Raw genomic sequence first — 22,863 nt, 5'->3', positions numbered from 1 at the left:
GCACCTCAGCCTGCCGCGGCGCACATGCGCTCGAGGTCGACGTACCCTCCGAAGCGCGCCCCGGGGCCACAACCGGGACAATGCGGATCGCGGCGCAACGTCAGCTCGCGGAAGCGCATGCCCAGCGCGTCGTAGGTCAGGAGGCGCCCGACCAGCGGCTGGCCAATGCCGAGCAGCAGCTTCAGCGCCTCGGTCGCCTGGACCAGGCCGACCAGCCCAGGCAGCACGCCCAGCACGCCCGCCTCGCTGCAATTCGGCGCGTCGGCCGCGGACGGCGGCTCCGGGAACAGGCAGCGATAGCAAGGGGAATCCTCGCGGCGCGGGTCGAACACGCTCGCCTGGCCGCTGAAGCGCTCGATGGCCGCATAGACCATCGGTAGACCGAGCCGGCGCGTGGCTGCCGCCAGGAGGTAGCGCGTGGCGAAGTTGTCGGCGCCGTCGATCACCACGTCGTGGCCGCGGATCAGCGCCTCGACGTTCTCCGCCCGCAGACGTTCGGCGACCACCCCGACCCTGACGCGCGGGTTCAGGGCTGCCAGGGTCATCCGCGCCGACTCCGCCTTGCCGAGTCCCACGCGGGAGTCCGCATGAATCACCTGCCGGTGCAGGTTGGAACGCTCGACCCGATCGTCGTCGATCAGGGTGATGTCGCCGACGCCGGCAGCGGCCAGGTACAGCAAGGCCGGCGCCCCGAGACCACCCGCACCGACCACGACTACACGCGCGGCGTCGAGCTTCGCCTGCCCGGCTTCGCCGACCTGGGGCAACAGGACCTGCCGCGCATAACGCTCGGCCGCATCCGGATCGAGTGCGCCGGCAGCCACCGGCAGGCCGGCGGCCTTCCATGCGCCCATGCCACCTGCGACGGACGATACCCGCCGATACCCCATGCGCTGCAGGGCTTCGGCGGCAAGCAACGAACGCTGCCCGCTGCCGCACAGCACGAGGATCTCGCGCTGCCGATCCGGCTCGGTCTGTTCGATACGAAGTTCGAGGAAACCGCGCGAGAGCCCCAGGGCGCCGGCCGGCACGCCGCTGGCGCGCTCGTTGTCCTCGCGCACGTCGATGAGCAAGGCGCCGCCCAGTTGGCGGGCCAATGCTTCGGTGGCTGCGACCTCGCCTACTTTCGAGCGGATGTCGGCCAGCCAGCGGTCGCGGTTGAGGTCCTCGGTCATGCCTCGCTCCTCCGCGAGAGCGACGCTTACTTCTCGCGTCGCTTCGCGTTACGAATCATGCGCTGGCGGCGGCGCTGCTGGCCTTCCGTCAGGACGTTTTTCTTTCCGGCGAAGGGATTCTCGCCGTCGCGGAAATCGATGCGGACCGGCGTCCCTTCAAGGCGGAAGCGCTTCCGGAAGAAGCCTTCCAGGTAACGACGATACGCCGGCGCAATATGCTTGGTGCGGCTGCCATGGATGACGATCGTCGGCGGGTTCGACCCGCCAGGATGCGCGTATCGCAGCTTCGGTGCGTGGCCACGGACCAGCGGCGGCTGATAGGCCTCATAGGCCTTCTCAAGCGTGCGCGTGAGTTCGCTCGAGGAGAGCACCTTCGTCGCCGCAGCGTGGGCGCGGACCACGGCCTTCATCAGTTCGCGCAGCCCCGAGCCGTGCAGCGCCGAGATGAATACCGTCTTCGCCCACTCGGCGAACTGCAGGCGGCGCTCGAGGGCCTTCTGTGTCTGCTCGCGCTGGTAGCTGTCCATGCCGTCCCACTTGTTGACGGCGATCACCAGCGCGCGGCCTTCCTCGATGGCATGGCCGATGAGGGTGAGGTCCTGGTCGGCGAGGTTCTCCCGCGCATCGATCATCACGACCGTTACCTGCGAGGCAGCAATGGACTGCAACGTCTTGATGACGCTGAACTTTTCTACTGCCTCTTCCACGCGCGACCGGCGCCGGACGCCGGCGGTGTCGACGAGCGTATAGCGGCGGCCGTCACGCTCCAGCGAGACGCGGATCGGGTCGCGGGTGGTACCCGCGAGGTCCGACACGATGAGCCGGTCCTCGCCCAGCAGGCGATTGATGAGCGTGGACTTGCCGGCGTTCGGGCGGCCGACGATCGCCACGCGGATGCCCTGGTCTTCGAGGGCGGGATCGTCGTCGCGGTCGTCCGGGAGGTACGGCAGCGCCTTTGCCACGAGCGTGTCGACGCCGCGGCTGTGCGCGGCGGATGCAGGCAGGGTCTCGGCGATGCCGAACGAGGCGAATTCACCCAGCGCGACGCCTTCGTCCACGCCGTCGGTCTTGTTGACCACGACGATGATCGGCTTGCCGCTGCGGCGGAGCTCGCTGAGGATCGAAGCGTCGAGGGGCAGGATGCCCTCGCGCGCATCGACCACGAAGACCAGCAGGTTCGCTTCCGCGATGGCGGCGCGAACCTGCTGGGCGGTGAGGCCTTCCATACCTTCGTCGCTGCCAGACAGGCCACCCGTGTCCACGACCACGAAGGGCCGGGGACCGAGGCGGCAGACACCGTAGTGCCTGTCGCGGGTGACGCCGGGCATATCGGCGACGAGGGCGTCCCTGCTGCGCGTCAACGCGTTGAAGAGGGTCGACTTACCGACGTTGGGGCGGCCGACCAGAGCGACGACGGGCAACATGGGGGTACATCATTCCTTGGATCAGTTCGCCGGGATGCGGTAGGCGCCGATGTGGCCCTCGACATCCTCGACGTAAACGGTGTCGCCCACCACGAGAGGCTGGGCACGAATGGCTTTCTTGGACAGGCGCTCGCGGGCGACGATCTTGCCGTCGGCACCGTTGAGCCAGTGGATGTGACCGTCGAGGTCGCCGACTACCACGTAGTTGCCCTGCACCGCCGGCCCCGTGAGCCAGCGGTACTTCAGCCCGTCCTGCTTCCAGATGTTGGCGCCGCCGGACTTGTCGTAGGCCACGACCTGAGACACGTCGTCCACGCCGTAGACGGCATTGCCGTGCACGTCGAGCGAGGTGAAGGTGGAAAGGGCATGGTTCCACAGTGGGCGGCCGCTGGGACCGTCGATCGCGGTCAGCTGACCATGGTAGGCGGCACCGTACAGCGTGCTGCCGTCGAGCACCAGGGCGCCGTCCGCGTCGGCCAGGCGGTCGATCTCGGTGCGGCCTTCGCCGGTGGCGAGCGTCTGTTCCCAGAGCTTCTCGCCGTTGTCGAGGCGAAGGGCCACCAGCTTGCCGGCATCGCTGCCGAAGAACACCACGCCATTGGCGACGAGCAGGCGGCCGTTGCCGCGCAGGCTGAGCAGCGGCACCTGCGACTGGTCGTACACCCAGCGGCGCTCGCCGGACTTGGCGTCGATGCCGTAGACACGGCCGTCGTTGCAGCGGACCACGACGAGATCGCCCACGATCACCGGCGCCGTGATGACTTCCGAGGAAACCTCCGCGGCCCAGCGGCGCTCGCCGTCCTTCGCATTGATGCCGTACAGGTGGCCGTCGAGCGTGCCGATGGCCACGAGGTCGCCCGAGGCGCCCGGACCGCCGGAGAAGCGGGCGTCTTCGCGCTTGGCGTCGCCCCAGCCGAACCAGCCATGCTGGCGCGTGCTCTTCGACCACAGCTTCTTTCCGGACGCGGCGTCGAACGCGGCGATCTTGCCGTCGGTGCTGGCGGCGTACAGCACGCCGTCCGAGACCACCGGACGCATGCGCACGCCGGATTCGGCGGCACCGTCACCGATGCTGGACTTCCATACGCGCTCGACCTTGAGCGTGGGCTCGAATTTCTTGTCGAGCGGGGTCGGCGGTTCGACGTTTTCCTTCTTGAACGAGTGGCAGCCGGCCAGCACGGCCAGCGACGAAGTCAACGCGATTGCCCAGAAACGTTTCATGCACCCTGCTTCCCGGCCGTGGCCAGATCATCGAGTTTGGTTTGGACCACACCGCGCTGCGGTGCACTGTCGCCCATGGCGGCGATGGCCGCCTGGTAGGCCTTGCGCGCATCGTCGGGACGACCCAGCTTGACCAGCGCATCGCCACGGAGTTCCTGCGAGAGCGCGACAAATGCCTTGGCGTCCATGGCGTCGAGTGCGGCGATAGCTTCCTGCGGCTTACCCTGCGCGTACTTCAGCTGGGCGGCGCGGTACTCGACGAGCGCCTTCAGCGTGGGATCCTTGGCATGCGCCTTGGCCCAGTCCAGGTCCCCCGCGGCCTTGTCGAGCTGGCCGGCCATCACGTTGCGCTGCGCGCGTTCGCCGGCGGCGAACACGGACCAGGCCGTGTCCGAGTAGTCCTTCAGGAGGTTCTCGGTACGCATGTCGATCTCGTTGCCGCGGCTCTGCGACACGGCGAGCTGCAACGCCGAATACTCGGAGGCGGCGGCCTGCTCGTGGTTCGCGCGGTGCGACTTCCACTGCTGCCAGCCGAAGATCAGCGCAAGGCCCAGGCCGATGCCCACGGCGATCGAAACGCCATTGTTGCGCAGCCACTGCTGGACGCGTTCGCCTTGTTCGTAATCGTCGTATACGTCGAATGCCATGCAATCACCTACTGCGCTCCGCGCAGCAAACCGAGGGAAGGAACGAGCCCGCGCCAGCCATCGGGGACGGCGGCACGGGTCAATAGGCAAGGATACCCGAAAAGCACGGGTGGGCGGCGCCGCGCGGCGTCCGCGCAGCGAGCCGGAGGGATCAGAAAGCGACTGGCGAGGCTTTGCCGTCGCGAACGTCGACGCGGAAACGGGCTACATTGGCGCGGCGGAACGTGTCGAGCTGCACGGGCTGGCCGTCGATCGACACCTGGGCGCCGCTCGCGTTGCCGATGCGCACATCGAGCGGCGCGTCGCTGCGGTAGGACTTCTGCGTGCCGGCGGGAAGGATGCCGTATTCCAGGCGGGACCCGTCGGCGGCCGTGACTTCCACCCAGCTGGCGGAGGGCAGGTTCAGCGTGAGGCTGTGACCACCCTGCGCTCCGGCATTGGCTTCCGGCGCCGGCGCGGCGGAAGCCAGCGGCGCCTTGTTGGCGCTGCCGTGATCCAGCGGGGGGAACATGGCCATCGATGCCATGAGGGGCTGCTGGTCTTCGGGACGCGGCTCAGTGGCAGCGGGCTTGGCATCCGTAGCGGCTACGCCGGCGCTGGACGCCGACGCCGGGGCGTCCTGCTGCGCCACCGGGGTGGCGTCCAGCGGCGACAGGCGCACCATGTCGCGATCGAGCGTGCCGCGCACGCCCAGCCACACCATCGGTACCACGATGACGGCAGTCAGCACCACGTAGGTCGCGGCGGTGAGGTAGCGTTCGAACAGGTATCGGGAGTGCGATACGCCACCGGTGACCACGAGCTCCGGCTGGCGCGGCGTGAGGCGGGCGAGTTCGGCCTGGATGGCCTCTTCTTCCACGCCGACGTGGCGGCCGTACTTGCTGAGGTACCCAGCGAGGTAGACCTGGTAGTCGATGCCGCCGTACTCGCCGGCCTCGAGCTGGCGCAGGAGGCGGGTCGGAAGGCGCAGTGCCTGGCCGCAGGCTTCGATGCTGTAACCGCGGGCCTCGCGGGCCGCGCGCAGCCGCGCGCCAAAGCCGGCGGTGGGCGTGTTGTCGATCAGCACCTTGCCCTCGTCAGCGGGCGCATCGAGTTGGGATTCCATGGCGTTTTCCCTGGCTGCGTTAGGCTCGAGCCCCGCGAACATGTCCTGCTCGCGTCCGTCCCGACCGGAAGAATTCGAAGATACTGGGGTCATTGACGTGCGGTGGCTTCGAGTGCGTGCGCGGGATCCGAATCCGGGAACCCTTCGCGCAAGCGTTTGGCGTAGTCCTGGGCACCCTCCCCGTTGCCCAGACGGAGCTCGATATCGTGACCGAGCTTCAACGAATCCGGGCTCGGCGCCCCCAGCGCCTCGTAGCGCTGCAGGAAGGCACGCGCCCGGAATGCATCGTTCTTAAGGTACAACACGTGTGCCATCTGATACAGGGCATCGGCGTTATTCGAATTGCGATCGAGCGCCTTGCGGAAGTACGCCTCCGCGGCATCGTAATCCTGCGACTGCAGCTGGCAGGTGCCGGCATTCGTCAGCGCGAGGTCCGGAGTTTCGTAGAAGGGGTCTGCAAGCGCCCGATCGAAATAGGGTTTTGCCTCCGCCGCACGGTGTTCCTTGCACAGGAAAACGGCAAGATTGTTGTTCACGGAGCCCTTTTTCGGGTCGAACTCCACGGCCTTGCGGTAGTGCAGTTCGGCATTGACCGGGTCGTTGATGCGCTCGTAGAGCACGGCGATCACCGTGTGCGCGGGAACGTATTTGGGGTCGAACTGCAGCGCTTTTTGCAGTTTTTCCATAGCGCCCTTGAGGTCGCCGCTCTGCATGTAGCGCTGGCCCAGCTCCGTATGGACCTCGGCCCCCTTGGCACGATCATCGGTGGCCGACGAGGGCCGCAGCCCCGAGCCGTCCCCCACGCAGCCGGCGCACGCAAACGCGAGCGCCGCCAGCAACCCCCACCGCTCAAGCCGCATTCACCACTCCCTCTCCGAGTTTCTTGCGGAATTCCGCCTGACGACGGGTGCGATCCACGACCTGCCCCTTCAACTGCCCACAGGCGGCGTCGATGTCGTCGCCACGAGTGCGGCGAAGCATGGTGAGCACGCCGGCGTTGAGCAGTTGGGTCTGGAACGCGCGGATCTCGTCCTGCCCGGAGCGCTCGAAGCGCGTGCCGGGGAACGGATTGAACGGAATCAGGTTGACCTTGTTCGCCCCCGGCAGGCGGCGCATGAACTTGATGAGCTGGCGCGCATGCTCGGGCTGGTCGTTCACGCCCTTCATGAGCGTGTACTCGAACGTGATGGAGGTACGCGGCGCGCGCTGGATGTAGCGCTCGCAGGCACCCATCAGTTCGGCCAGCGGGTAGCGCTTGTTCAGCGGCACCAGCTCGGTGCGCAACTCGTCGTTGGCCGCGTGCAGCGATACGGCGAGCGACACGTCACTCTCGGCGGAGAGCTTGTCGATCATCGGCACGAGGCCGGCGGTGGACAGCGTGACGCGCTTGCTCGCCAGGCCGAAGCCGAGGTCGTCGCGCATCAGGCTCATGGCCTTGACCACGTTGTCGAAGTTCAGCAGCGGCTCGCCCATGCCCATCATCACCACGTTGGTGATGCGGCGCTGCTGGTGCGGCACGTTGCCGAGATGTTTGGCCGCGACCCAGACCTGGCCGATGATCTCGGCCGTGGAAAGGTTGCGCGAGAAGCCCTGGGTGGCCGTGGAGCAGAACTGGCAGTTCAGGGCGCAGCCGACCTGCGAGGACACGCACAGGGTGCCTCGGGTCGGCTCCGGGATGTACACCGTCTCGATGGCGTTGCCGCCATCCATGCCCAGCAGCCACTTGTGCGTGCCGTCGACCGCGGCCTTTTCGAACACGGTCTTCGGCGGGCCCACGTAGCAACTGGCATTGAGCTTTTCACGCAACGCCTTGCCGACATCGGTCATCTTCTCGAAATCGCTTTCGAGGCGGTGGTAGATCCACTTCATCACCTGCTCGGCGCGATACGGCTTCTCGCCGAGCTGGGCGAAGAAATCGCGCAGTCCCTGGCGGTCGAAGTCGAGCAGGTTGACCTTTTCGGCAGGCGTGTTCACGGCGTTACTCAGTGCGAAACGACTTCCGTCGTACGGAAGAAATAGGCGATCTCGACAGCGGCGGTCTCGGCGGCGTCGGAGCCGTGGACAGCGTTGGCGTCGATCGATTCGGCGAAATCGGCGCGGATCGTTCCCGCGGCGGCTTCCTTCGGATTGGTGGCACCCATGAGATCGCGGTTCTTGAGGATGGCGCCCTCGCCTTCCAGCACCTGGATCATGACCGGGCCGGAGACCATGAAGTCGACCAGCGCCTTGAAGAACGGACGCTCCTTGTGCACGGCGTAGAAACCCTCGGCTTCGGCGCGGCTCAGCTGCGCCATGCGCGCCGCCACGACCTTGAGGCCGGCCTTCTCGAAGCGGGCAAGGATTTCACCGATGACGTTCTTCTTGACGGCATCCGGCTTGATGATCGAAAGGGTGCGCTCCAGCGCCATACGGGTGCTCCGGGAATGGAATGAAAGACAGAAAAATGCCGGCGCCCGCGAGGACGCCCGGTGGGAGTTTACGGCTAAAGCCGTCCTGAATGACTGACTTAGCACACGAAATCTTGACAGATTCTAGCTCAAGCGCAACCGCTTTGCAGGGTCGGCCGCGCTGGCAGATTGACCCTGGCGGCTTGGTAGGCGTACTCTCAAACGTACGTTTGATTCAAACCTCCCTGCTGCAGAGTCCGCCGACATGACGAGCGCACCCTACGCCTCCCGCGAACGCAGTACGAAAGAGCGGATTCTCGGCGCCGCCGAGGCCCTGTTCGCCACCCACGGCTTCGCCGGGGCTTCGCTCCGCCAGGTCACCGCCGCGGCCCGGGTGAACCTCGCCGCCGTGAATTATCACTTCGGGTCGAAGGACAAGCTCATCGAGGAGGTGTTCCGCCGCCGCCTCGACGAACTGAACAGCCGGCGCCTGGCCGCCCTGGGAAAAATCGCAGGCCAGGACGGCACGCGGCTGGAGGACGTCCTCGACGCCTATATCCGCCCCGCCCTCGACCTCTCCCGCACCGACGGCGGCGGTGCCGCCTTCGTCCGCGTGCTGGCCAGGGCCTATGCGGAGCACAACGAGACCCTGCGCCGATTCCTTTCCGATAACTACGGCCACGTGCTGCGCCAGTTCGCCGCCGAGTTCGGCCGGCTACTCCCGGGCCTGGCCAAGGAAGAGATCTACTGGCGGCTGGACATCGTCACCGGCGCCCTGACTTACGCCATGGCCGACTTCGGCATCATCCAGCGCAAGAGCGACGTCGCGGAGCGCGACCACCGCGAGGCCGCAGCCGATCACCTCATCAGCTTCGCCGCCGCCGGCCTGCGCAATCCTCCCGTTTCGAATTCCCCGGCCGTCCGCTGACGCGGGGAACGATCATTGAGCCATCGGAGATCACCATGACCGCAACACCGTTACGCATTCGCAAGGCCGCGGTACTCGGCGCCGGCGTCATGGGCGCGCAGATTGCCGCGCACCTGACGAACGCCAACGTGGAAACCGTCCTGTTCGACCTTCCCGCGAAGGAAGGCCCGAAGAGCGGCATCGCCATCAAGGCGATCGCCAACCTCGCCAAGCTCTCGCCTGCGCCGCTGGCCGAAAAGAGCCTGGCCGCGGCGATCGTGCCGGCGAACTACGAGGAAGACCTGGCCCTGCTGGCCGACGTGGACCTGGTGATCGAAGCCATCGCCGAGCGGATGGACTGGAAGCTGGATCTCTATACGAAGATCGCCCCGCATGTGTCGAAGACGGCCGTGCTCGCCAGCAACACCTCCGGCCTGTCGATCAACGGCCTGACCGAGGCGCTGCCGGAAGAAATGCGCCACCGCTTCACCGGCGTGCACTTCTTCAATCCGCCGCGCTATATGCACCTGGTCGAACTGATTCCGACGAAGCTCACCGACAAGGCCGTGCTCGAAGGCCTCGAAGCCTTCCTCACCACCACCCTCGGCAAGGGCGTGGTCTACGCGAAGGACACGCCGAACTTCATCGGCAACCGCATCGGCGTCTTCTCGATGCTGTCCACCATGCACCACACCGAGCAGTTCGGCCTGGGCTTCGACATCGTCGATGCCCTGACCGGCCCGGGCATCGGCCGGCCGAAGAGCGCCACCTTCCGCACCGCGGACGTGGTTGGCCTGGATACCCTCGCCCATGTCGTAAAGACGATGAGCGATACCCTGCCCGACGATCCGTGGCATCAGTACTTCCAGGCTCCGGCGTGGCTGAAGACTCTCATCGAAAAGGGCGCTCTCGGCCAGAAGACCGGCGCGGGCGTGTACCGCAAGGCCGGCAAGGACATCGTAGTGCTCGACCTGCAGAAGCAGGACTACCGCCCGTCCGAGCAGAAGGCCTCGGACGAGGTCGCCGCCATCCTCGCCATCAAGGATCCGGCCGAAAGATTCGCGAAGCTGCGCGCCTCGTCCGACCCCCAGGCGCAGTTCCTGTGGGCGGTGTTCCGCGACCTGTTCCATTACTCCGCGTATCACCTCTCCGATATTGCCGATACCGCGCGCGACGTCGACTTCGCGATCCGCTGGGGTTATGGCTGGAAGCTGGGACCCTTCGAGATCTGGCAATCCGCCGGCTGGCAGCAGATCGCGGGCTGGATCGCCGAGGACATCGCCGCCGGCAAGACCATGAGCAACGCGCCGTTGCCGGCTTGGGTGACCGATGGCCGCACCGGCGTGCATGGCAAGGCAGGTTCCTATTCGGCCTCCGCGGGTGCCGAGAAGCCGCGTTCCACGCATCCGGTCTACCAGCGCCAGGCCTTCCCGGACCCGATCCTCGGCGAGGCCTTCGACAAGGGCACGACCGTCTGGGAGAACGACGGCGTTCGCCTGTGGCATGCGGGCGACGACATCGGCGTGATCTCGTTCAAGACCAAGATGCACACGGTCAACGACCAGGTGCTCGACGGTATCCAGCATGCCATCGGCCTGGCTGAGCAGCAGTTCCGCGGCGTGGTGCTGTGGCAGCCGTCCGAGCCGTTCTCCGCGGGAGCCGACCTGAAGGGCGCGCTGGGCCTGCTGCAGGCCGGCAAGCTGGCCCAGTTCGAGGCCATGGTCGCGAACTTCCAGGCCACCAGCATGCGCATCAAGTACTCGCTGGTGCCGGTGGTCGCCGCGGTGCGCGGCCTCGCCCTCGGCGGCGGCTGCGAATTCCAGATGCATTCGGCACGGACCGTGGCGGCGCTGGAGAGCTACATCGGCCTGGTCGAGGCCGGCGTCGGCCTGCTGCCCGCCGGCGGCGGTCTCAAGGAACTGGCCGTGCGCGCCGCACAGGCCAATCCGGAAGATCCGTTCGAGTCCCTGAAGAAGGTGTTCGAGACCGTGGCGATGGCGAAGGTGTCCACGAGTGCGCTGGAGGCCAAGTCGCTCGGCCTGCTGCGCAAGGACGACATCGTGGTGTTCAACAGCTACGAACTCCTCCACGTAGCGAAGGCGCAGGCGCGCGCGATGGCCGAATCGGGCTACCGTCCGCCGCTGCCGGCACGTGCCATTCCCGCCGCCGGCGACACCTCTACCGCCACCTTCAAGGCCTCGCTGGCGAACATGGCCGAGGGCTACTTCGCCTCCGCGCACGACATCGAGATCGCCAGCCGCATCGCCGACACGCTGTCGGGCGGAAAGATCGAGCGCGGTTCGCTGGTCGACGAGGCCTGGCTGCTCGCGCTCGAACGCCGCCACTTCGTGGAGCTGGCGCAGACCGAGAAGACCCAGGCCCGTATCGCACACACGATGACGACGGGGAAGCCGCTGCGTAACTGACGCGCCCAGCGCTCTGACGCCAGCCGACCTCCCCATTCAAAGGAAACCCTTCCATGAGCAAGCAAGTGCAAGACGCCTACATCGTCGCCGCCACCCGCACCCCGGTAGGCAAGGCGCCGCGCGGCGTGTTCCGCAATACCCGTCCCGACGACATGCTCGCGCACGTCATTCGTGCCGTGCTCGAGCAGGCACCCGGCATCGATCCGGGCATGATCGCCGACGCCATCATTGGCTGTGCGATGCCGGAAGCCGAGCAAGGTATGAACGTGGCACGCATCGGCGTGCTGCTGGCCGGCCTGCCCGAGCAGGTGCCCGGTGTCACCATCAACCGTTTCTGCTCGTCTGGCGTGCAGGCCATCGCGATGGCCGCCGACCGCATCCGCCTTGGCGAGGCCGACCTCATGCTTGCCGGCGGCACCGAGTCGATGAGCATGGTGCCGATGATGGGCCACAAGATCGCCATGAACCCGGCGATCTTCGAAAACGACGAGAACCGCGCCATCGCCTTCGGCATGGGCATCACCGCGGAGAAGGTGGCCGAGCGCTGGAAGGTGAGCCGCGAGGACCAGGACGCCTTCGCCCTGCAGTCGCACCAGCGCGCCATCGCCGCCATCGCCGCCGGCGAGTTCAAGGACGAGATCACGCCGTTCCAGCTCGACGATCGCTATCCGGACCTGAAGAACCACAGCGTCCGCGAAGACCGCCGCATCATCGAGATCGATGAAGGCCCGCGTCAGGACACCTCGCTGGAGGTGCTGGGCAAGCTGCGCCCGGTGTTCCGTAACGGCCAGTTCGGCGGTTCGGTCACCGCGGGCAACTCCTCGCAGATGTCCGACGGTGCCGGCGCGCTCCTGCTCGCCAGCGAGAAGGCCATCAAGGAATACGGTCTTACCCCGCTGGCGCGCTTCGTCGGTTTCTCGGTGGCCGGCGTGGCCCCGGAGGTCATGGGTATCGGCCCGAAGGAAGCCATTCCGAAGGCGCTGAAGCAGACCGGTATTACCCAGGATCAGCTGGACTGGATCGAGCTCAACGAAGCCTTCGCGGCCCAGGCCCTGGCGGTGATCCGCGACCTCGGCCTCGACCCGTCCAAGGTGAACCCGCTGGGCGGTGCCATCGCCCTCGGCCACCCGCTGGGCGCCACCGGCGCCATCCGTGCCGCCACGCTGATCCATGGCCTGCGCCGCCGCAAGCAAAAGTACGGCATGGTCACCATGTGCATCGGCACCGGCATGGGCGCGGCAGGCGTCTTCGAGGCCCTGTAATCGCTACAGGTGTAGGAGCGCGCCTGCGCGCGACAGCTTTTCGCGTCGGTCCCCCAATCTGGCGCGCCAGCTCCGGGGCACGGCCTCAAAAGCTGTCGCGCGCAGGCGCGCTCCTACATCGATGCCGCGTTCACAGGCTTGGGGTAACCTGAGGCCATGCACGGCATCCACACCATCGACACCGGCTTCGGCCGTCCCGACTTCGATGCGGCCTACCTCGTCGTCGAGCGCGGCCGTGGCGCCTTCATCGACAGCGGCACCGCCCACGCGCTGCCGCGCTTCCTCGAGGCGATCGGGAAAGCCGACCTCGAACCCAGGGACATCGACTGGGTGATTCTCACCCACGTGCACCTCGACCATGCCGGCGGCGCCGGTGCCCTGATGAAAGAACTGCCGAACGCCATGCTGGCGGTCCATCCGCGTGGCGCACGGCACATGGTCGATCCCTCGGTGCTCATCGCGGGCGCCGCGGCCGTATACGGCGGCGAGGACATCGTCCGGCGCGACTACGGCGACATCCTTCCCGTTCCGGAAGACCGCGTCATCGAGGCAGACGACGGCTTCGTGGTCGACCTGGCCGGGCGCGCCCTGCTCTGCCTCGATACGCCCGGGCACGCCCGGCACCACATCGCGGTGCACGACGAGCGCGCGAACGCGTTCTTCACCGGCGACATCTTCGGGCTTTCGTATCGCGAGCTGGATTCGCCAGGCGGCGCGTTCATCATTCCGACCACGTCCCCGGTGCAGTTCGAGCCCGACGCGGCGCACGCGTCCATCGACCGGCTGCTGCGTTACGAGCCGGAAGCGATGTACCTCACCCACTTCGGCCGCGTGACCGAGGTGAAGCGCCTGGCCAACGACCTGCACGAGACGATCGACGCGATGGTCGCCATCGGCCGGCGGCATGCTTCGGCGCCCGACCGCGAACAGCGCATCGCCTTCGACTTCATCGATCTCTACGTGGACCGGGCGCATCGCCAGGGCGTGACCTTGAGCACAGCCGAGATCGTGAAGGTGCTCGAAGTAGACATCCGGCTGAACGCGCAGGGCGTCATCGTCTGGCTAGACCGCAACCGCGGAATGTAGGAGCGCGCCCTGCGCGCGACATCTTTTCGCGCCTGTTTCCGGACTGGCGCGCCAGCTCCAGGGCATGGCCTCAAAAGATGTCGCGCGCAGGGCGCGCTCCTACACAACCTCAAACATGTCGCGAGGGCGCGCTCTACGCCAACCGCGCACCGTTCGGCACCGGGCGCTCCGTCGTGGTGATAACCACGCCTTCGTCGGTATGGAACCCGGTCAACAGGAACTGCGAACGAAACGGCCCGATCTGCTTCTCAGGGAAATTGATCACCCCGACGATCTGCTTCCCCACCAGCTCCTCCGCGCTGTAGATCGCCGCCACCTGCGCACTGGTCTTCTTCTCGCCATGCGGGCCGAAGTCCACCCAGATCTTGTATGCCGGCCGGCGCGCCTCCGGAAACGCCTCGGCGCGGACGATGGTCCCCGCCACAATCATCACCTTTTCGAAGTCGGCCCAGCTGATTTCCTCGCTCATCTCATCCTTCCAGCCGCGACTTGAACCAGTCGCTCAGTTCGTATTTCCAGTAAGTACCCTGGGCGGCAAGATAGCCGAAAGGCCGATGCACCGGCTCAAGGCCGAAGCCGGCATACGCGTCCAGCGCCGCACCGCCGCCCGCGATCGCCTCAGCCAGGGCCTCGCCCGCCGCACAGGTCGGAGCCAGGCCGTGGCCACCAAAAGCCTGCGCGTACCAGAGCCCGTTGCCATGGGTACCGACCTGCGGCATCTCGTGCCGCGCGTAACTCATCAAGCCTGACCAGGCGTGTTCGACGCGGACGTCCTTCAACGAGGGAAAGACGCGAGCCAGATCTTGCCTCAACAGTCGCTGGATGGCTCGGGGCGAGCGGTCGCGGATGGAGATGCGACCGCCCCACAGCAAACGCGTGTCCGCGAGCGGACGATAATAATCGAACGCAAAGCGCGTATCGTAGACCGCCGCCCGCGTGCGCAGACACTCGTTGAGCCGGTCGCCCAATGGCTCCGTCACCATGACGTAGGTCGCAATGGGCAACACCGCCCGGTCGATGCTGCGATCCAGGCCCGCCAGGTACCCGCCGCAGGCGAGCACCACGTTCGGCGTTTCCAGTTCCGCATCGCCGACGCGAAGCAACCAGCGCGGCCCGCGGCGCTCGAGCATGCGCACGCGCGATGACTCGTGAATGTCCACCCCTGCCCGTTCCGCTGCATCCGCCAGGCCCCGCGCATAGGCCAGCGGATCGATATGCAGCGCGTTCCGTTCGTAGAGACCGTCGTGATAGCGAGGGCTGCGCACGAACTCGTGCATGGCTTCCTGGGGAATCCATTGCCAGTCCGCGCCGTAGTGCTCGGCGAGGAGGCGCTGGCGCGAGCGCAGCACTTCGGCGTCGCGGAACCAGTTGGCCCAGACCACACCGGCGTCCACCGCGTCGCACTCGATGGCCAGGGCGCCGATCCGTTCGCGGATCAGGTTCACCGCATCCACGGTTCGGGCATACAGGGCATGTGCCCGTTCCGGGCCCGCCCGCTCGAGCAGTGCCTTCTCGCCGAGGGAATAACCGGCAAAGACGAAGCCGCCATTACGCCCTGACGCGCCGAAGCCGATCCACTGCGATTCCAGCAGGACGACGTCGCGAACGCCGCGGGCAGCCAGGCCCAGGGCCGTGTTCAGACCTGCGAAGCCGCCGCCCACGATAACGACCGCGGCTTCGCGGCGGCCTTGCGGCGGCGGGCGAAGCGCGGGGGCGGTCGTTCTGTCGTGGTACCACGACGGCATCTTGGCAATCCTCGTAACCCAAGGGCGGCGTTGTACAAGACAGCGGGCCGGGACGAAAGGTCCATGGGCCGGGGTATGATGGGACAAGCTCCCCACCCTGGCACGCCATGAGCCTCCTGCCGCCCATCGACATCGACCGCTGGATCGACGAGAACCGTGACTTGCTCAAGCCGCCGGTCGGCAACAAGTGCCTGGTCGACGGCGACTTCATCGTAATGATCGTGGGCGGACCCAACGCCCGCACCGATTACCATTACGACGAAGGTCCTGAGTTCTTCTACCAGATCGAAGGCGAGATGGTGCTCAAGGTGCAGGACGGTAACGAGCCCAGGGACATCCCGATACGGGCCGGACAGATGTTCTACCTGCCGCCAGGCGTACCGCATTCGCCGCAACGGATGCCGGAGTCGATCGGGCTGGTGATCGAGCGGCGGCGCCTGGCCGGCGAGAAGGACGGCTTGATGTGGTTCTGCCAGGCCTGCAACCACAAGCTGTACGAGGAATATTTCACGCTCGGCAATATCGAGACGGATTTCCCGCCGGTGTTCGAGAAGTTCTACCGGTCGGCGGAAGCGCGGACGTGCGTGAAGTGCGGCGCGGTACATCCGGCTCCGGCGAGGTACGCCGGCTGAAGCCGTTGATGCGCAGGCCGCTTCAGCGGCCCAGCCATTTCGAAGCCATGCGCCTCAGGGAAGCTTCCAGCGACGGATCGGCGGCGATGTCCGCGATCGGCCGCCAGGCAAGTTCCAGCGATTCCTCGTTCACGACGAAATCCTCGCTGCCCCGCGCCACGACGGCATAACGCACGTCATAGTGCCAGTGCGCGGGCTCGTGACCCCGAGCGGGAATGAGGTGACGGTCGACATCGAAGATGTCCGGCAGCACCTCGAGATCGCGCAACCCGGTTTCCTCTTCGGCCTCGCGTAAGGCCACCCCCGGCAGGTCCGCCTCGCCGTCGGCATGGCCGCCAGGCTGCAGCCAGCGGCCGAGCTTGCGGTGGAGCATCAGCAGCGCGCGTTCGCTGTCCGCGCTTACCAGCCATGCCGAGGCGGTGAAGTGCCCTTCCAGCGTCTCGCGGTGGAAGGGACGGGCCTCATCGCGCTCCCACGCAAGGAAATGCCGGACGGCAGCTTCGGCCGGCCAGCGAACGGCATAGCGGCCCAGGGCATCGGTCAAGCGCTGTCTCGCGGCATCCATTGGAAACCCACCTACAGGAGAGCCGCGCATTTTCGCACGGCTTTTTGGGATTAGTCCGATGTCGCTGCCGGTAGAGGCTTGCCTAGGATGTCAGAGGGCGCACGACGTGCCCATCCGCAGCACCCGCTGTGCAATGCAAGGAATCGCGCATGTCGCAAAACCTGAAATCAGCCATCGTCCTGGCGATGGCCTGTGCGGCTCCGGCTGCCGCGCTGGCCAGTCCGTCTCCGGGAGAAGCCAACTTCACCGGGCCGCTCGTCACCCCCGCGGTCAATACCATGCCGGCCGGCATGATCAACATCGAACCGTACCTCATCCATACCAATACGCGCGGGAGCTACGACAGCATGGGCGACCGCAGGCAGAACAAGCCCACGGTGCGCCAATGGCAGGTGGCCGTGCCGATGAGCTACGCGCTCACCGACACGAACTCGGTCCAGGTCGTCCTCAACGCGTCGCGCACTTCCGGCAACGGCCAGCACACCGACGGCATGCGCATGGGCGATACCACCGTCCGCGTGCAGCAGCGCCTGAACGGCCCGGGTGCCGACGGCACCGGCCTCGTCCTGGCCCTCGCCCTCGCGCAGCGCCTGCCGACCGGCGAATACCACCGGCTCGATACCAATCCGCTCAACGGCACGGGCAATGGCGCCATGCGCACCACCCTGGCCTTCGGCGCCCAGAAGCTTTACTGGCTGGACGGCGGCCACGCGCTCCGCTGGCGCGGCCAGCTCGCGTGGAGTCCCTCGCCCGGTTGCATCCGCGTGCGCGACAGCAGCGTGTACGGCACGGAGTCCGGCTTTCGCGGGTTCGCGCGCCTCGGCCAGGCCTGGAATGCCTCGGTCGCGGCCGAATATGTGCTCAACCCGCGCTGGGTACTGGTTGGCGAGGCCATCTGGAACCGGGCCGGCGCCGTCGACGTCGCCGGCATCGCCGCCGACGCGTCGCGCGTCGCGCGCCGCCTCGCGCCCAGTCAGGACTTCAGTCTCGCCCCGGCCGTGGAATACCACTTCTCGCCGAACATGGGTCTCATCGCCGGCGTGCAGTTCACCGTCGCCGGGCGCAACACGGCCGATTATGTGGCGCCGCAGGTGGCGCTCAACATGGTCTTCTGAAGCACCGCCACACGAGATGCACAACCGCCGCAAGTCATGGTCCACATTCCCGCAAGCCCTCGCATTGCAGCTTGTACGGCCGAGCCCCCCTGGGCTATGGTGCCGTGCCAGCGATTCCGGGCAGCGGCGTGCTCACCGTGGCTCACGCGGCGGTCCCAATAATAAAAGGTTACATTCCGGCAGTAGGGGAGACACATGTTGAAACACCTGTTCGCGACGCATCCCATCGAGGCAGCGCCGCACGTCGACGCTGGCGAACACATTGAAACCGGCGTGCATGGAGGCGGCGAACTCAAGCGCGTCCTCACGGCCAAGCACCTCGTCCTCCTCGGTGTCGGCGCCGTCATCGGTGCGGGTATCTTCGTCATCACCGGCCAGGCCGCCGCGCTTCACGCGGGCCCCGCTCTGGTCATCAGCTTCCTCATCGCCGGTTTCGCCTGCGCCCTCGCCGGCCTGTGCTACGCCGAGTTCGCGGCGATGCTTCCGGTCTCCGGCAGTGCCTATTCGTATTCTTATGCGACCCTCGGCGAGTATGTCGCCTGGTTCGTCGGCTGGAACCTCGTCCTCGAGTACCTCTTCGCCGCGGCCACCGTCGCCGCCGGCTGGTCCGGCTACTTCAACGAGCTCCTCGGACTGCTCGGCCAGATGGCGGGCACCAACCTCGCCCTGCCGGCCTCGCTCGCGTCGGCACCGTACCAGTTCATCGAAGGCCACATCCACGCCACCGGCACGCTGATCAACCTGCCGGCCGTGGTGATCATCGCCGCGCTGTCGGGCCTGTGCTACGTCGGCATCACCCAGTCGGCCTTCGTCAACTCGATCATCGTGGCGATCAAGGTCACCGTGATCCTGCTCTTCCTCGCCTTCGCCATCCAGGTGATCAACCCGTCCAACTGGCACCCGTTCATTCCGGAGGCCGAAGGTCCGGGCACGTTCGGCTGGGGTGGCATCTTCCGCGCCGCGACCATCGTGTTCTTCTCCTACGTCGGCTTCGACGCGGTTTCGACCGCGGCCGGCGAAGCGAAGAATCCGCAGCGCGACATGCCCATCGGCATCCTCGGCTCGCTCGCGATCTGCACCGTGCTCTATATCGCCGTGGCGCTCGTGCTCACCGGCATCGCGCCGTTCCGCATGCTCAACACGCCGGAGCCGGTAGCCACCGCGCTGGGCCTGTACCCGCACCTGGCCTGGCTGAAGGCGATCGTCGTCGTCGGTGCGATCACCGGCCTGTCCTCGGTCATCCTCGTGATGCTCATGGGCCTGCCGCGCATCTTCTTCTCGATGGCGAAGGACGGCCTGCTGCCGCCTGCCATGGCGAAGGTGCATCCCAACTTCCGTACGCCCTACATCGGCACGATCATCGTGGGCGTCGCCGCAGCCGCCATGGCCGGCCTGTTCCCGGTAAGCGTGCTCGGCGAACTGGTCTCCATGGGTACCCTGCTCGCCTTCGCCACCGTCTGCATCGGCGTGCTGATCCTGCGTTACACCCGCCCCGACCTGCAGCGCAGCTTCCGCGTGCCGTTCGTATGGCCCATCTGCATCACCGGCGCCCTCGCCTGCGTCTACCTGTTCTGGCAGGCCTTCGAGGAACACTGGCGCCTGATGATCGGCTGGATCGTCATTGGCCAGGCCATCTACTTCGGCTATGGCTACGCGCACAGCAAGCTGCGCAAGTCCTTCGGCTGATCCAACCTTCCAGACGAAAGGCCGGCGGCCATCCGCCGGCCTTTCGTTTTGGGGCTATCCTTCCCGCACACGAACGCCAGGCTGTCCATGCTCCAGCAGTTACTCGCCAAGAAAGTACCCCAGGCCGAACCCGACGACGCACACGGCCCCGCCCTGCGACGCACTCTCGGACCCTGGGGTCTCACGGCGTTGGGCATCGGTGCGGTCATCGGCGGCGGCATCTTCGTCATCACCGGCGTCGCCGCGGCGGAACACGCGGGGCCGGCCATCATCCTGTCCTTCATCCTCGCGGCGATCTGCAGCACCTTCACGGCGCTCTGCTACGCCGAATTCGCGTCGATGATCCCCGTGTCGGGCAGCGCCTATTCCTACGCTTACGCCACATTGGGCGAAGGCGCGGCCTGGTTCATCGGCTGGAACCTGATCCTCGAATACGGCGTGTCCGCCTCCGCCGTGGCGGTGAGCTGGACGGGCTACTTCGTCAGCCTGCTCGATCACGTCGGCATCCACATTCCTCCGGCGCTCACCAACGCGCCCGTGGATTGGGTGGACGGCCACATGGTCCTCACCGGCGCGTTGTTCAACCTGCCGGCCGTCGGCATCACGCTGGCGCTCACCTGGGTCTGCTACGTGGGCATCCGCGAGTCCGCAGGCATCAACATGGCCATGGTGCTGCTGAAGACCGCGCTCATCATCCTGGTCATCGTCGTCGGCGCGAGCCACATCGACACGGCGAACTGGCACCCGTTCATCCCCGCCAACGAGGGCGGCGACAAGTACGGCTGGAACGGTATCCTCCGCGGCGCGTCCATGGTGTTCTTCGCCTACATCGGCTTCGAGGCCACTTCCACGGCGGCCCAGGAATCGAAGAATCCCCAGCGCGACATGCCCATTGGCACGCTGGCCTCGCTCGCCATCTGCACCGTGCTCTACATTGCCATGGCGGCCGTGCTGACCGGCCTGGTTCCGTTCGGACAACTCGGCACGTCCGAACCGGTCGTGACTGCCATCCGCCAGCACCCGGAACTGGGCTGGCTGCGCGGCATCGTCGAAATCGGCGCGCTGATCGGCCTGTCGTCGGTGGTGCTGGTAATGATCATCGCCCAGCCGCGCATCTTCATGATCATGGGCCGCGACGGCCTGATGCCGAAGGTCTTCACCACGATCCACCCGAAGTACCGCACGCCGCACATCAACACCGTGATCACCGGGCTCGGCATCGCACTGCTCGCAGCGGTGTTCCCGCTCAACGTGCTCGGGGACCTCACCTCGATGGGAACGCTCGTCGCTTTCTGCGCCGTGTGCGCGGGCGTGATGATCCTGCGCAAGACCGCGCCCGACCTGCCGCGCACGTTCCGGGTGCCCTGGGTTCCGGTCACATGCACGCTCGGCATCCTCAGCTGCATCGGCCTGCTCTGGTCGATGGGCGTGCGCAACTGGGTGCTGATGGGCGTCTGGACCGTGCTCGGGGTGTTCATGTACCTCGCTTACGGGTACCGGAACAGCAAGCTGAAGCGCCGGGCCTGAGACGGCGCGGATTTCCGGCCAAAAGTTCGAGCGAGATCGAAGTTAGTATAATAACTTCTTGATATAGAACGGAAAGTCTCTAAAGCCGGCGCGTCATTTAGCTGCCATTGGCCGGTCGCCTTCGGAGGGGAGTATGATCCCGAGTCCGAGGGTAAATCACTTGGCAGTGGGCCCCGGATTGCCGCCCGGCGCGTCAGGCGGGTCAGCTCCTCGGCCTGGCGCGCCTGGGCTGCATTTTATGCAGCCGCTCAGATCATGACGGCGTGCGAGACACACCAGCCCTTGGCCGCGACGGCCTTTCCTGGGAAGAGCTGACAGGGCCCCCAGGCCGCCCCGGCCTTGCCCTGGTAGAAGTTGCAGTTCATGCAGGCATCCTTCGGATCCTTCTTGCCCACCGCCTTGCTGGCGTCCTCGGTGTACTTCAGGGCCGAGGCGGTCGGATCGGAGGGCGAGAGGTGCGGCAGGTCCTGGGCCAGTGCCATCCGCGGCAGCGTGCCGAGGACGGTCGCCGCGGCCACGCCGCCGGCAGCCACCTTGAGAAAACGGCGACGCCCCTCATCGTTCTGATCGTGTCGCGACATTGCATGAGCTCCGTGGGTTGTTTGGTATTGCCGGAATCCTACCCCCATAGAGCTAACGCAAGTGCTTCGCATTAACGCGCGCGAAGTGCCGTAGCCGGCCCATGCTATAGTCGGAGCCTGTTTGGACGTCCAAATCCCCATGTCGAAGACTCCCCCGCCCGTCGTGGCCACCCTGCTGGCGGAACGCGCCGATGCCATCGCCGAAGCAGCCCGCGAGCTGGCCGCTTTCGGCTGGACGCCTGCCACGAGCAGCAATTTCTCGATGAGGATCGATGACGATCTCGCCGCGATAACGATTTCCGGGCGCGACAAGGGCCGCCTGGGCCGCGACGACATCATGCTGATCGACATGCAGGGCAAGGCCGTGGGCTCGGATTTCCGGCCGTCCGCCGAGACCGGACTGCACACCCAGGTCTATCGCCGCTTTCCCGAAGCCAACGTGGTGCTGCACACCCACTCGCGCACGCAGAGCGTGGCTTCGCGGCTGTTCGCGTCCGAGGGGCGCGTACGCCTGGAGGGCTGGGAACTGCAGAAGGCGATCGCCGGCTACACCACGCACGAAAGCGTGCTCGATATCCCCGTTTTCCCCAACACCCAGCAAATGCCCGAGCTCGAGGCCCAGGTGGATGCGTGGATCGACTCGGGCAAGCCGCTTTACGCTTACCTGATCAACGGCCACGGCATTTACACCTGGGGCCGCGACATGGCCGAAACACGGCGCCACCTCGAGGCGCTCGAATTCCTGCTGGGCTGCGAACTCGACCTTAGGAGGCTTTCCCCATGAGCCGTCTGCGCATCTACGACGACACCCGCAGCGACACGCCTGTCGCGGTGCATGAAGACCATGCCGCGATCGCCACCGCCTTGAACGCAGTCGGCGTGCGTTTCGAGCAGTGGGAGGCGAACCAGCCCATCGCTCCGGGCGCGAGCCAGGACGAGGTCATCGCGGCTTACCGTTCCGACATCGACCGGCTCATGGCAGAAAACGGATACCAGGCGGTCGACGTCATCAGCCTGAAGCCCGATCACCCGGACCGTGCGGCATTCCGCCAGAAGTTCCTGAACGAGCATACGCACAGCGAAGACGAGGTCCGCTTCTTCGTCGCCGGTGCAGGTCAGTTCACGCTGCACATCGACGGCAAGGTCTACGAAGTGCTTTGCGAGAAAGGCGACCTGATCGGCGTGCCGGATGGCACGCCGCACTGGTTCGACATGAGCGAATCGCCGTATTTCGTTGCCATCCGGCTCTTCACGAATACCGAAGGCTGGGTCGCCCAATTCACCGGCGAAGACATCGCCGAACGCTTCCCGCGGATGCCTCCGCACCCTTCGGCATCCACGGTTTCGTAAGCGCGCCCTGTCCTTTATCCTG

At 66.4% G+C, this 22,863-nt stretch carries 22 protein-coding genes; 10 read left to right on the top strand and 12 right to left on the bottom strand.

Features of this window, described 5'->3' with window-relative positions; translation table 11 throughout:
* Positions 1-5: 5 nt before the first annotated feature.
* The 8 genes from moeB to ndk all read right to left on the bottom strand — a co-directional run bounded on the left by moeB (position 6) and on the right by ndk (position 7,980).
* Entirely contained in the window at positions 6-1,175 is a 1,170-nt protein-coding gene (gene moeB / locus ACR9ZH_RS01530) for a molybdopterin-synthase adenylyltransferase MoeB (protein WP_481288996.1), read from the bottom strand.
* A 26-nt stretch (positions 1,176-1,201) separates the two neighbouring features.
* The gene (gene der, locus ACR9ZH_RS01525) at positions 1,202-2,599 is read right to left on the bottom strand and encodes a ribosome biogenesis GTPase Der (RefSeq protein ID WP_481288995.1); all 1,398 of its coding nucleotides are present in this window, start codon (positions 2,597-2,599) and stop codon (positions 1,202-1,204) included.
* A 21-nt stretch (positions 2,600-2,620) separates the two neighbouring features.
* Positions 2,621-3,820 carry an outer membrane protein assembly factor BamB gene (gene bamB, locus ACR9ZH_RS01520; RefSeq protein ID WP_481288994.1) on the bottom strand — a complete coding sequence of 400 codons (1,200 nt, stop codon included), beginning with the start codon at positions 3,818-3,820 and terminating at the stop codon, positions 2,621-2,623.
* A complete protein-coding gene (locus ACR9ZH_RS01515) occupies positions 3,817-4,467 on the bottom strand; it encodes a YfgM family protein (RefSeq protein WP_481288993.1) in 651 nt (216 codons plus the stop codon). The genes bamB and ACR9ZH_RS01515 overlap by 4 nt, the downstream gene beginning before the upstream one ends.
* 151 nt (positions 4,468-4,618) lie before the next feature.
* A complete protein-coding gene (locus tag ACR9ZH_RS01510; protein WP_481288992.1) occupies positions 4,619-5,572 on the bottom strand; it encodes a helix-turn-helix domain-containing protein in 954 nt (317 codons plus the stop codon).
* Positions 5,573-5,661: 89 nt separating this feature from the next.
* Positions 5,662-6,432, bottom strand: a complete 771-nt coding sequence (gene pilW, locus ACR9ZH_RS01505; RefSeq protein ID WP_481288991.1) for a type IV pilus biogenesis/stability protein PilW — start codon at positions 6,430-6,432, stop codon at positions 5,662-5,664.
* A complete protein-coding gene (gene rlmN / locus ACR9ZH_RS01500; protein ID WP_481289027.1) occupies positions 6,422-7,558 on the bottom strand; it encodes a dual-specificity RNA methyltransferase RlmN in 1,137 nt (378 codons plus the stop codon). Before rlmN ends, pilW begins: the two co-directional genes overlap by 11 nt.
* Complete coding sequence (ndk, locus tag ACR9ZH_RS01495; RefSeq protein ID WP_481288990.1) at positions 7,555-7,980, bottom strand: nucleoside-diphosphate kinase; 426 nt, start codon at positions 7,978-7,980, stop codon at positions 7,555-7,557. Before ndk ends, rlmN begins: the two co-directional genes overlap by 4 nt.
* Positions 7,981-8,224: 244 nt before the next feature.
* Here ndk and ACR9ZH_RS01490 point away from each other — a divergent pair, with 244 nt between their 5' ends.
* The 4 genes from ACR9ZH_RS01490 (at position 8,225) to ACR9ZH_RS01475 (ending at position 13,640) form a co-directional block, all read left to right on the top strand.
* Positions 8,225-8,887, top strand: coding sequence for a TetR/AcrR family transcriptional regulator (locus tag ACR9ZH_RS01490; RefSeq protein ID WP_481288989.1), 663 nt, complete (start codon positions 8,225-8,227; stop codon positions 8,885-8,887).
* A 35-nt stretch (positions 8,888-8,922) separates the two neighbouring features.
* Entirely contained in the window at positions 8,923-11,292 is a 2,370-nt protein-coding gene (locus ACR9ZH_RS01485; protein WP_481288988.1) for a 3-hydroxyacyl-CoA dehydrogenase/enoyl-CoA hydratase family protein, read from the top strand.
* Positions 11,293-11,345: 53 nt separating this feature from the next.
* Entirely contained in the window at positions 11,346-12,554 is a 1,209-nt protein-coding gene (locus ACR9ZH_RS01480) for an acetyl-CoA C-acyltransferase (protein ID WP_481288987.1), read from the top strand.
* Between the two features lie 156 nt (positions 12,555-12,710).
* Positions 12,711-13,640: an MBL fold metallo-hydrolase gene (locus ACR9ZH_RS01475; protein ID WP_481288986.1), complete on the top strand. Its 930-nt coding sequence runs from the start codon at positions 12,711-12,713 to the stop codon at positions 13,638-13,640.
* A gap of 133 nt (positions 13,641-13,773) precedes the next feature.
* Here ACR9ZH_RS01475 and ACR9ZH_RS01470 read toward each other — a convergent pair whose 3' ends face one another.
* Together ACR9ZH_RS01470 and ACR9ZH_RS01465 are read right to left on the bottom strand one after the other, a co-directional pair.
* Complete coding sequence (locus ACR9ZH_RS01470) at positions 13,774-14,109, bottom strand: tRNA-binding protein (protein WP_481288985.1); 336 nt, start codon at positions 14,107-14,109, stop codon at positions 13,774-13,776.
* A 1-nt stretch (position 14,110) separates the two neighbouring features.
* The gene (locus tag ACR9ZH_RS01465) at positions 14,111-15,385 is read right to left on the bottom strand and encodes an NAD(P)/FAD-dependent oxidoreductase (protein ID WP_481288984.1); all 1,275 of its coding nucleotides are present in this window, start codon (positions 15,383-15,385) and stop codon (positions 14,111-14,113) included.
* Positions 15,386-15,492: 107 nt separating this feature from the next.
* Between ACR9ZH_RS01465 and ACR9ZH_RS01460 the strand changes: the two genes are divergently transcribed.
* The gene (locus ACR9ZH_RS01460) at positions 15,493-16,017 is read left to right on the top strand and encodes a 3-hydroxyanthranilate 3,4-dioxygenase (RefSeq protein ID WP_481288983.1); all 525 of its coding nucleotides are present in this window, start codon (positions 15,493-15,495) and stop codon (positions 16,015-16,017) included.
* Between the two features lie 22 nt (positions 16,018-16,039).
* Here ACR9ZH_RS01460 and ACR9ZH_RS01455 read toward each other — a convergent pair whose 3' ends face one another.
* A complete protein-coding gene (locus ACR9ZH_RS01455) occupies positions 16,040-16,612 on the bottom strand; it encodes an NUDIX hydrolase (RefSeq protein ID WP_481288982.1) in 573 nt (190 codons plus the stop codon).
* 119 nt (positions 16,613-16,731) lie between these two features.
* On the opposite strand from ACR9ZH_RS01455, the gene ACR9ZH_RS01450 reads away from it, so the two are divergent.
* From ACR9ZH_RS01450 to ACR9ZH_RS01440, 3 genes are all read left to right on the top strand, one after another.
* Positions 16,732-17,697: a transporter gene (locus ACR9ZH_RS01450; protein ID WP_481288981.1), complete on the top strand. Its 966-nt coding sequence runs from the start codon at positions 16,732-16,734 to the stop codon at positions 17,695-17,697.
* Between the two features lie 195 nt (positions 17,698-17,892).
* On the top strand, positions 17,893-19,383 hold the full coding sequence (locus ACR9ZH_RS01445; protein ID WP_481288980.1) for an amino acid permease: 1,491 nt from the start codon (positions 17,893-17,895) through the stop codon (positions 19,381-19,383).
* An 87-nt stretch (positions 19,384-19,470) separates the two neighbouring features.
* Positions 19,471-20,910, top strand: a complete 1,440-nt coding sequence (locus ACR9ZH_RS01440) for an amino acid permease (RefSeq protein ID WP_481288979.1) — start codon at positions 19,471-19,473, stop codon at positions 20,908-20,910.
* 248 nt (positions 20,911-21,158) lie between these two features.
* Here ACR9ZH_RS01440 and ACR9ZH_RS01435 read toward each other — a convergent pair whose 3' ends face one another.
* Complete coding sequence (locus ACR9ZH_RS01435; protein WP_481288978.1) at positions 21,159-21,491, bottom strand: high-potential iron-sulfur protein; 333 nt, start codon at positions 21,489-21,491, stop codon at positions 21,159-21,161.
* Positions 21,492-21,630: 139 nt separating this feature from the next.
* On the opposite strand from ACR9ZH_RS01435, the gene ACR9ZH_RS01430 reads away from it, so the two are divergent.
* The gene (locus tag ACR9ZH_RS01430; RefSeq protein ID WP_481288977.1) at positions 21,631-22,275 is read left to right on the top strand and encodes a methylthioribulose 1-phosphate dehydratase; all 645 of its coding nucleotides are present in this window, start codon (positions 21,631-21,633) and stop codon (positions 22,273-22,275) included.
* Positions 22,272-22,841: a 1,2-dihydroxy-3-keto-5-methylthiopentene dioxygenase gene (locus tag ACR9ZH_RS01425; RefSeq protein ID WP_481288976.1), complete on the top strand. Its 570-nt coding sequence runs from the start codon at positions 22,272-22,274 to the stop codon at positions 22,839-22,841. The genes ACR9ZH_RS01430 and ACR9ZH_RS01425 overlap by 4 nt, the downstream gene beginning before the upstream one ends.
* The last annotated feature ends 22 nt before the right edge of the window (positions 22,842-22,863 follow it).

This window comes from Luteibacter sp. SVR4-7G, assembly GCF_056755555.1.
This window is presented reverse-complemented; position numbering and strand designations above follow the sequence as displayed.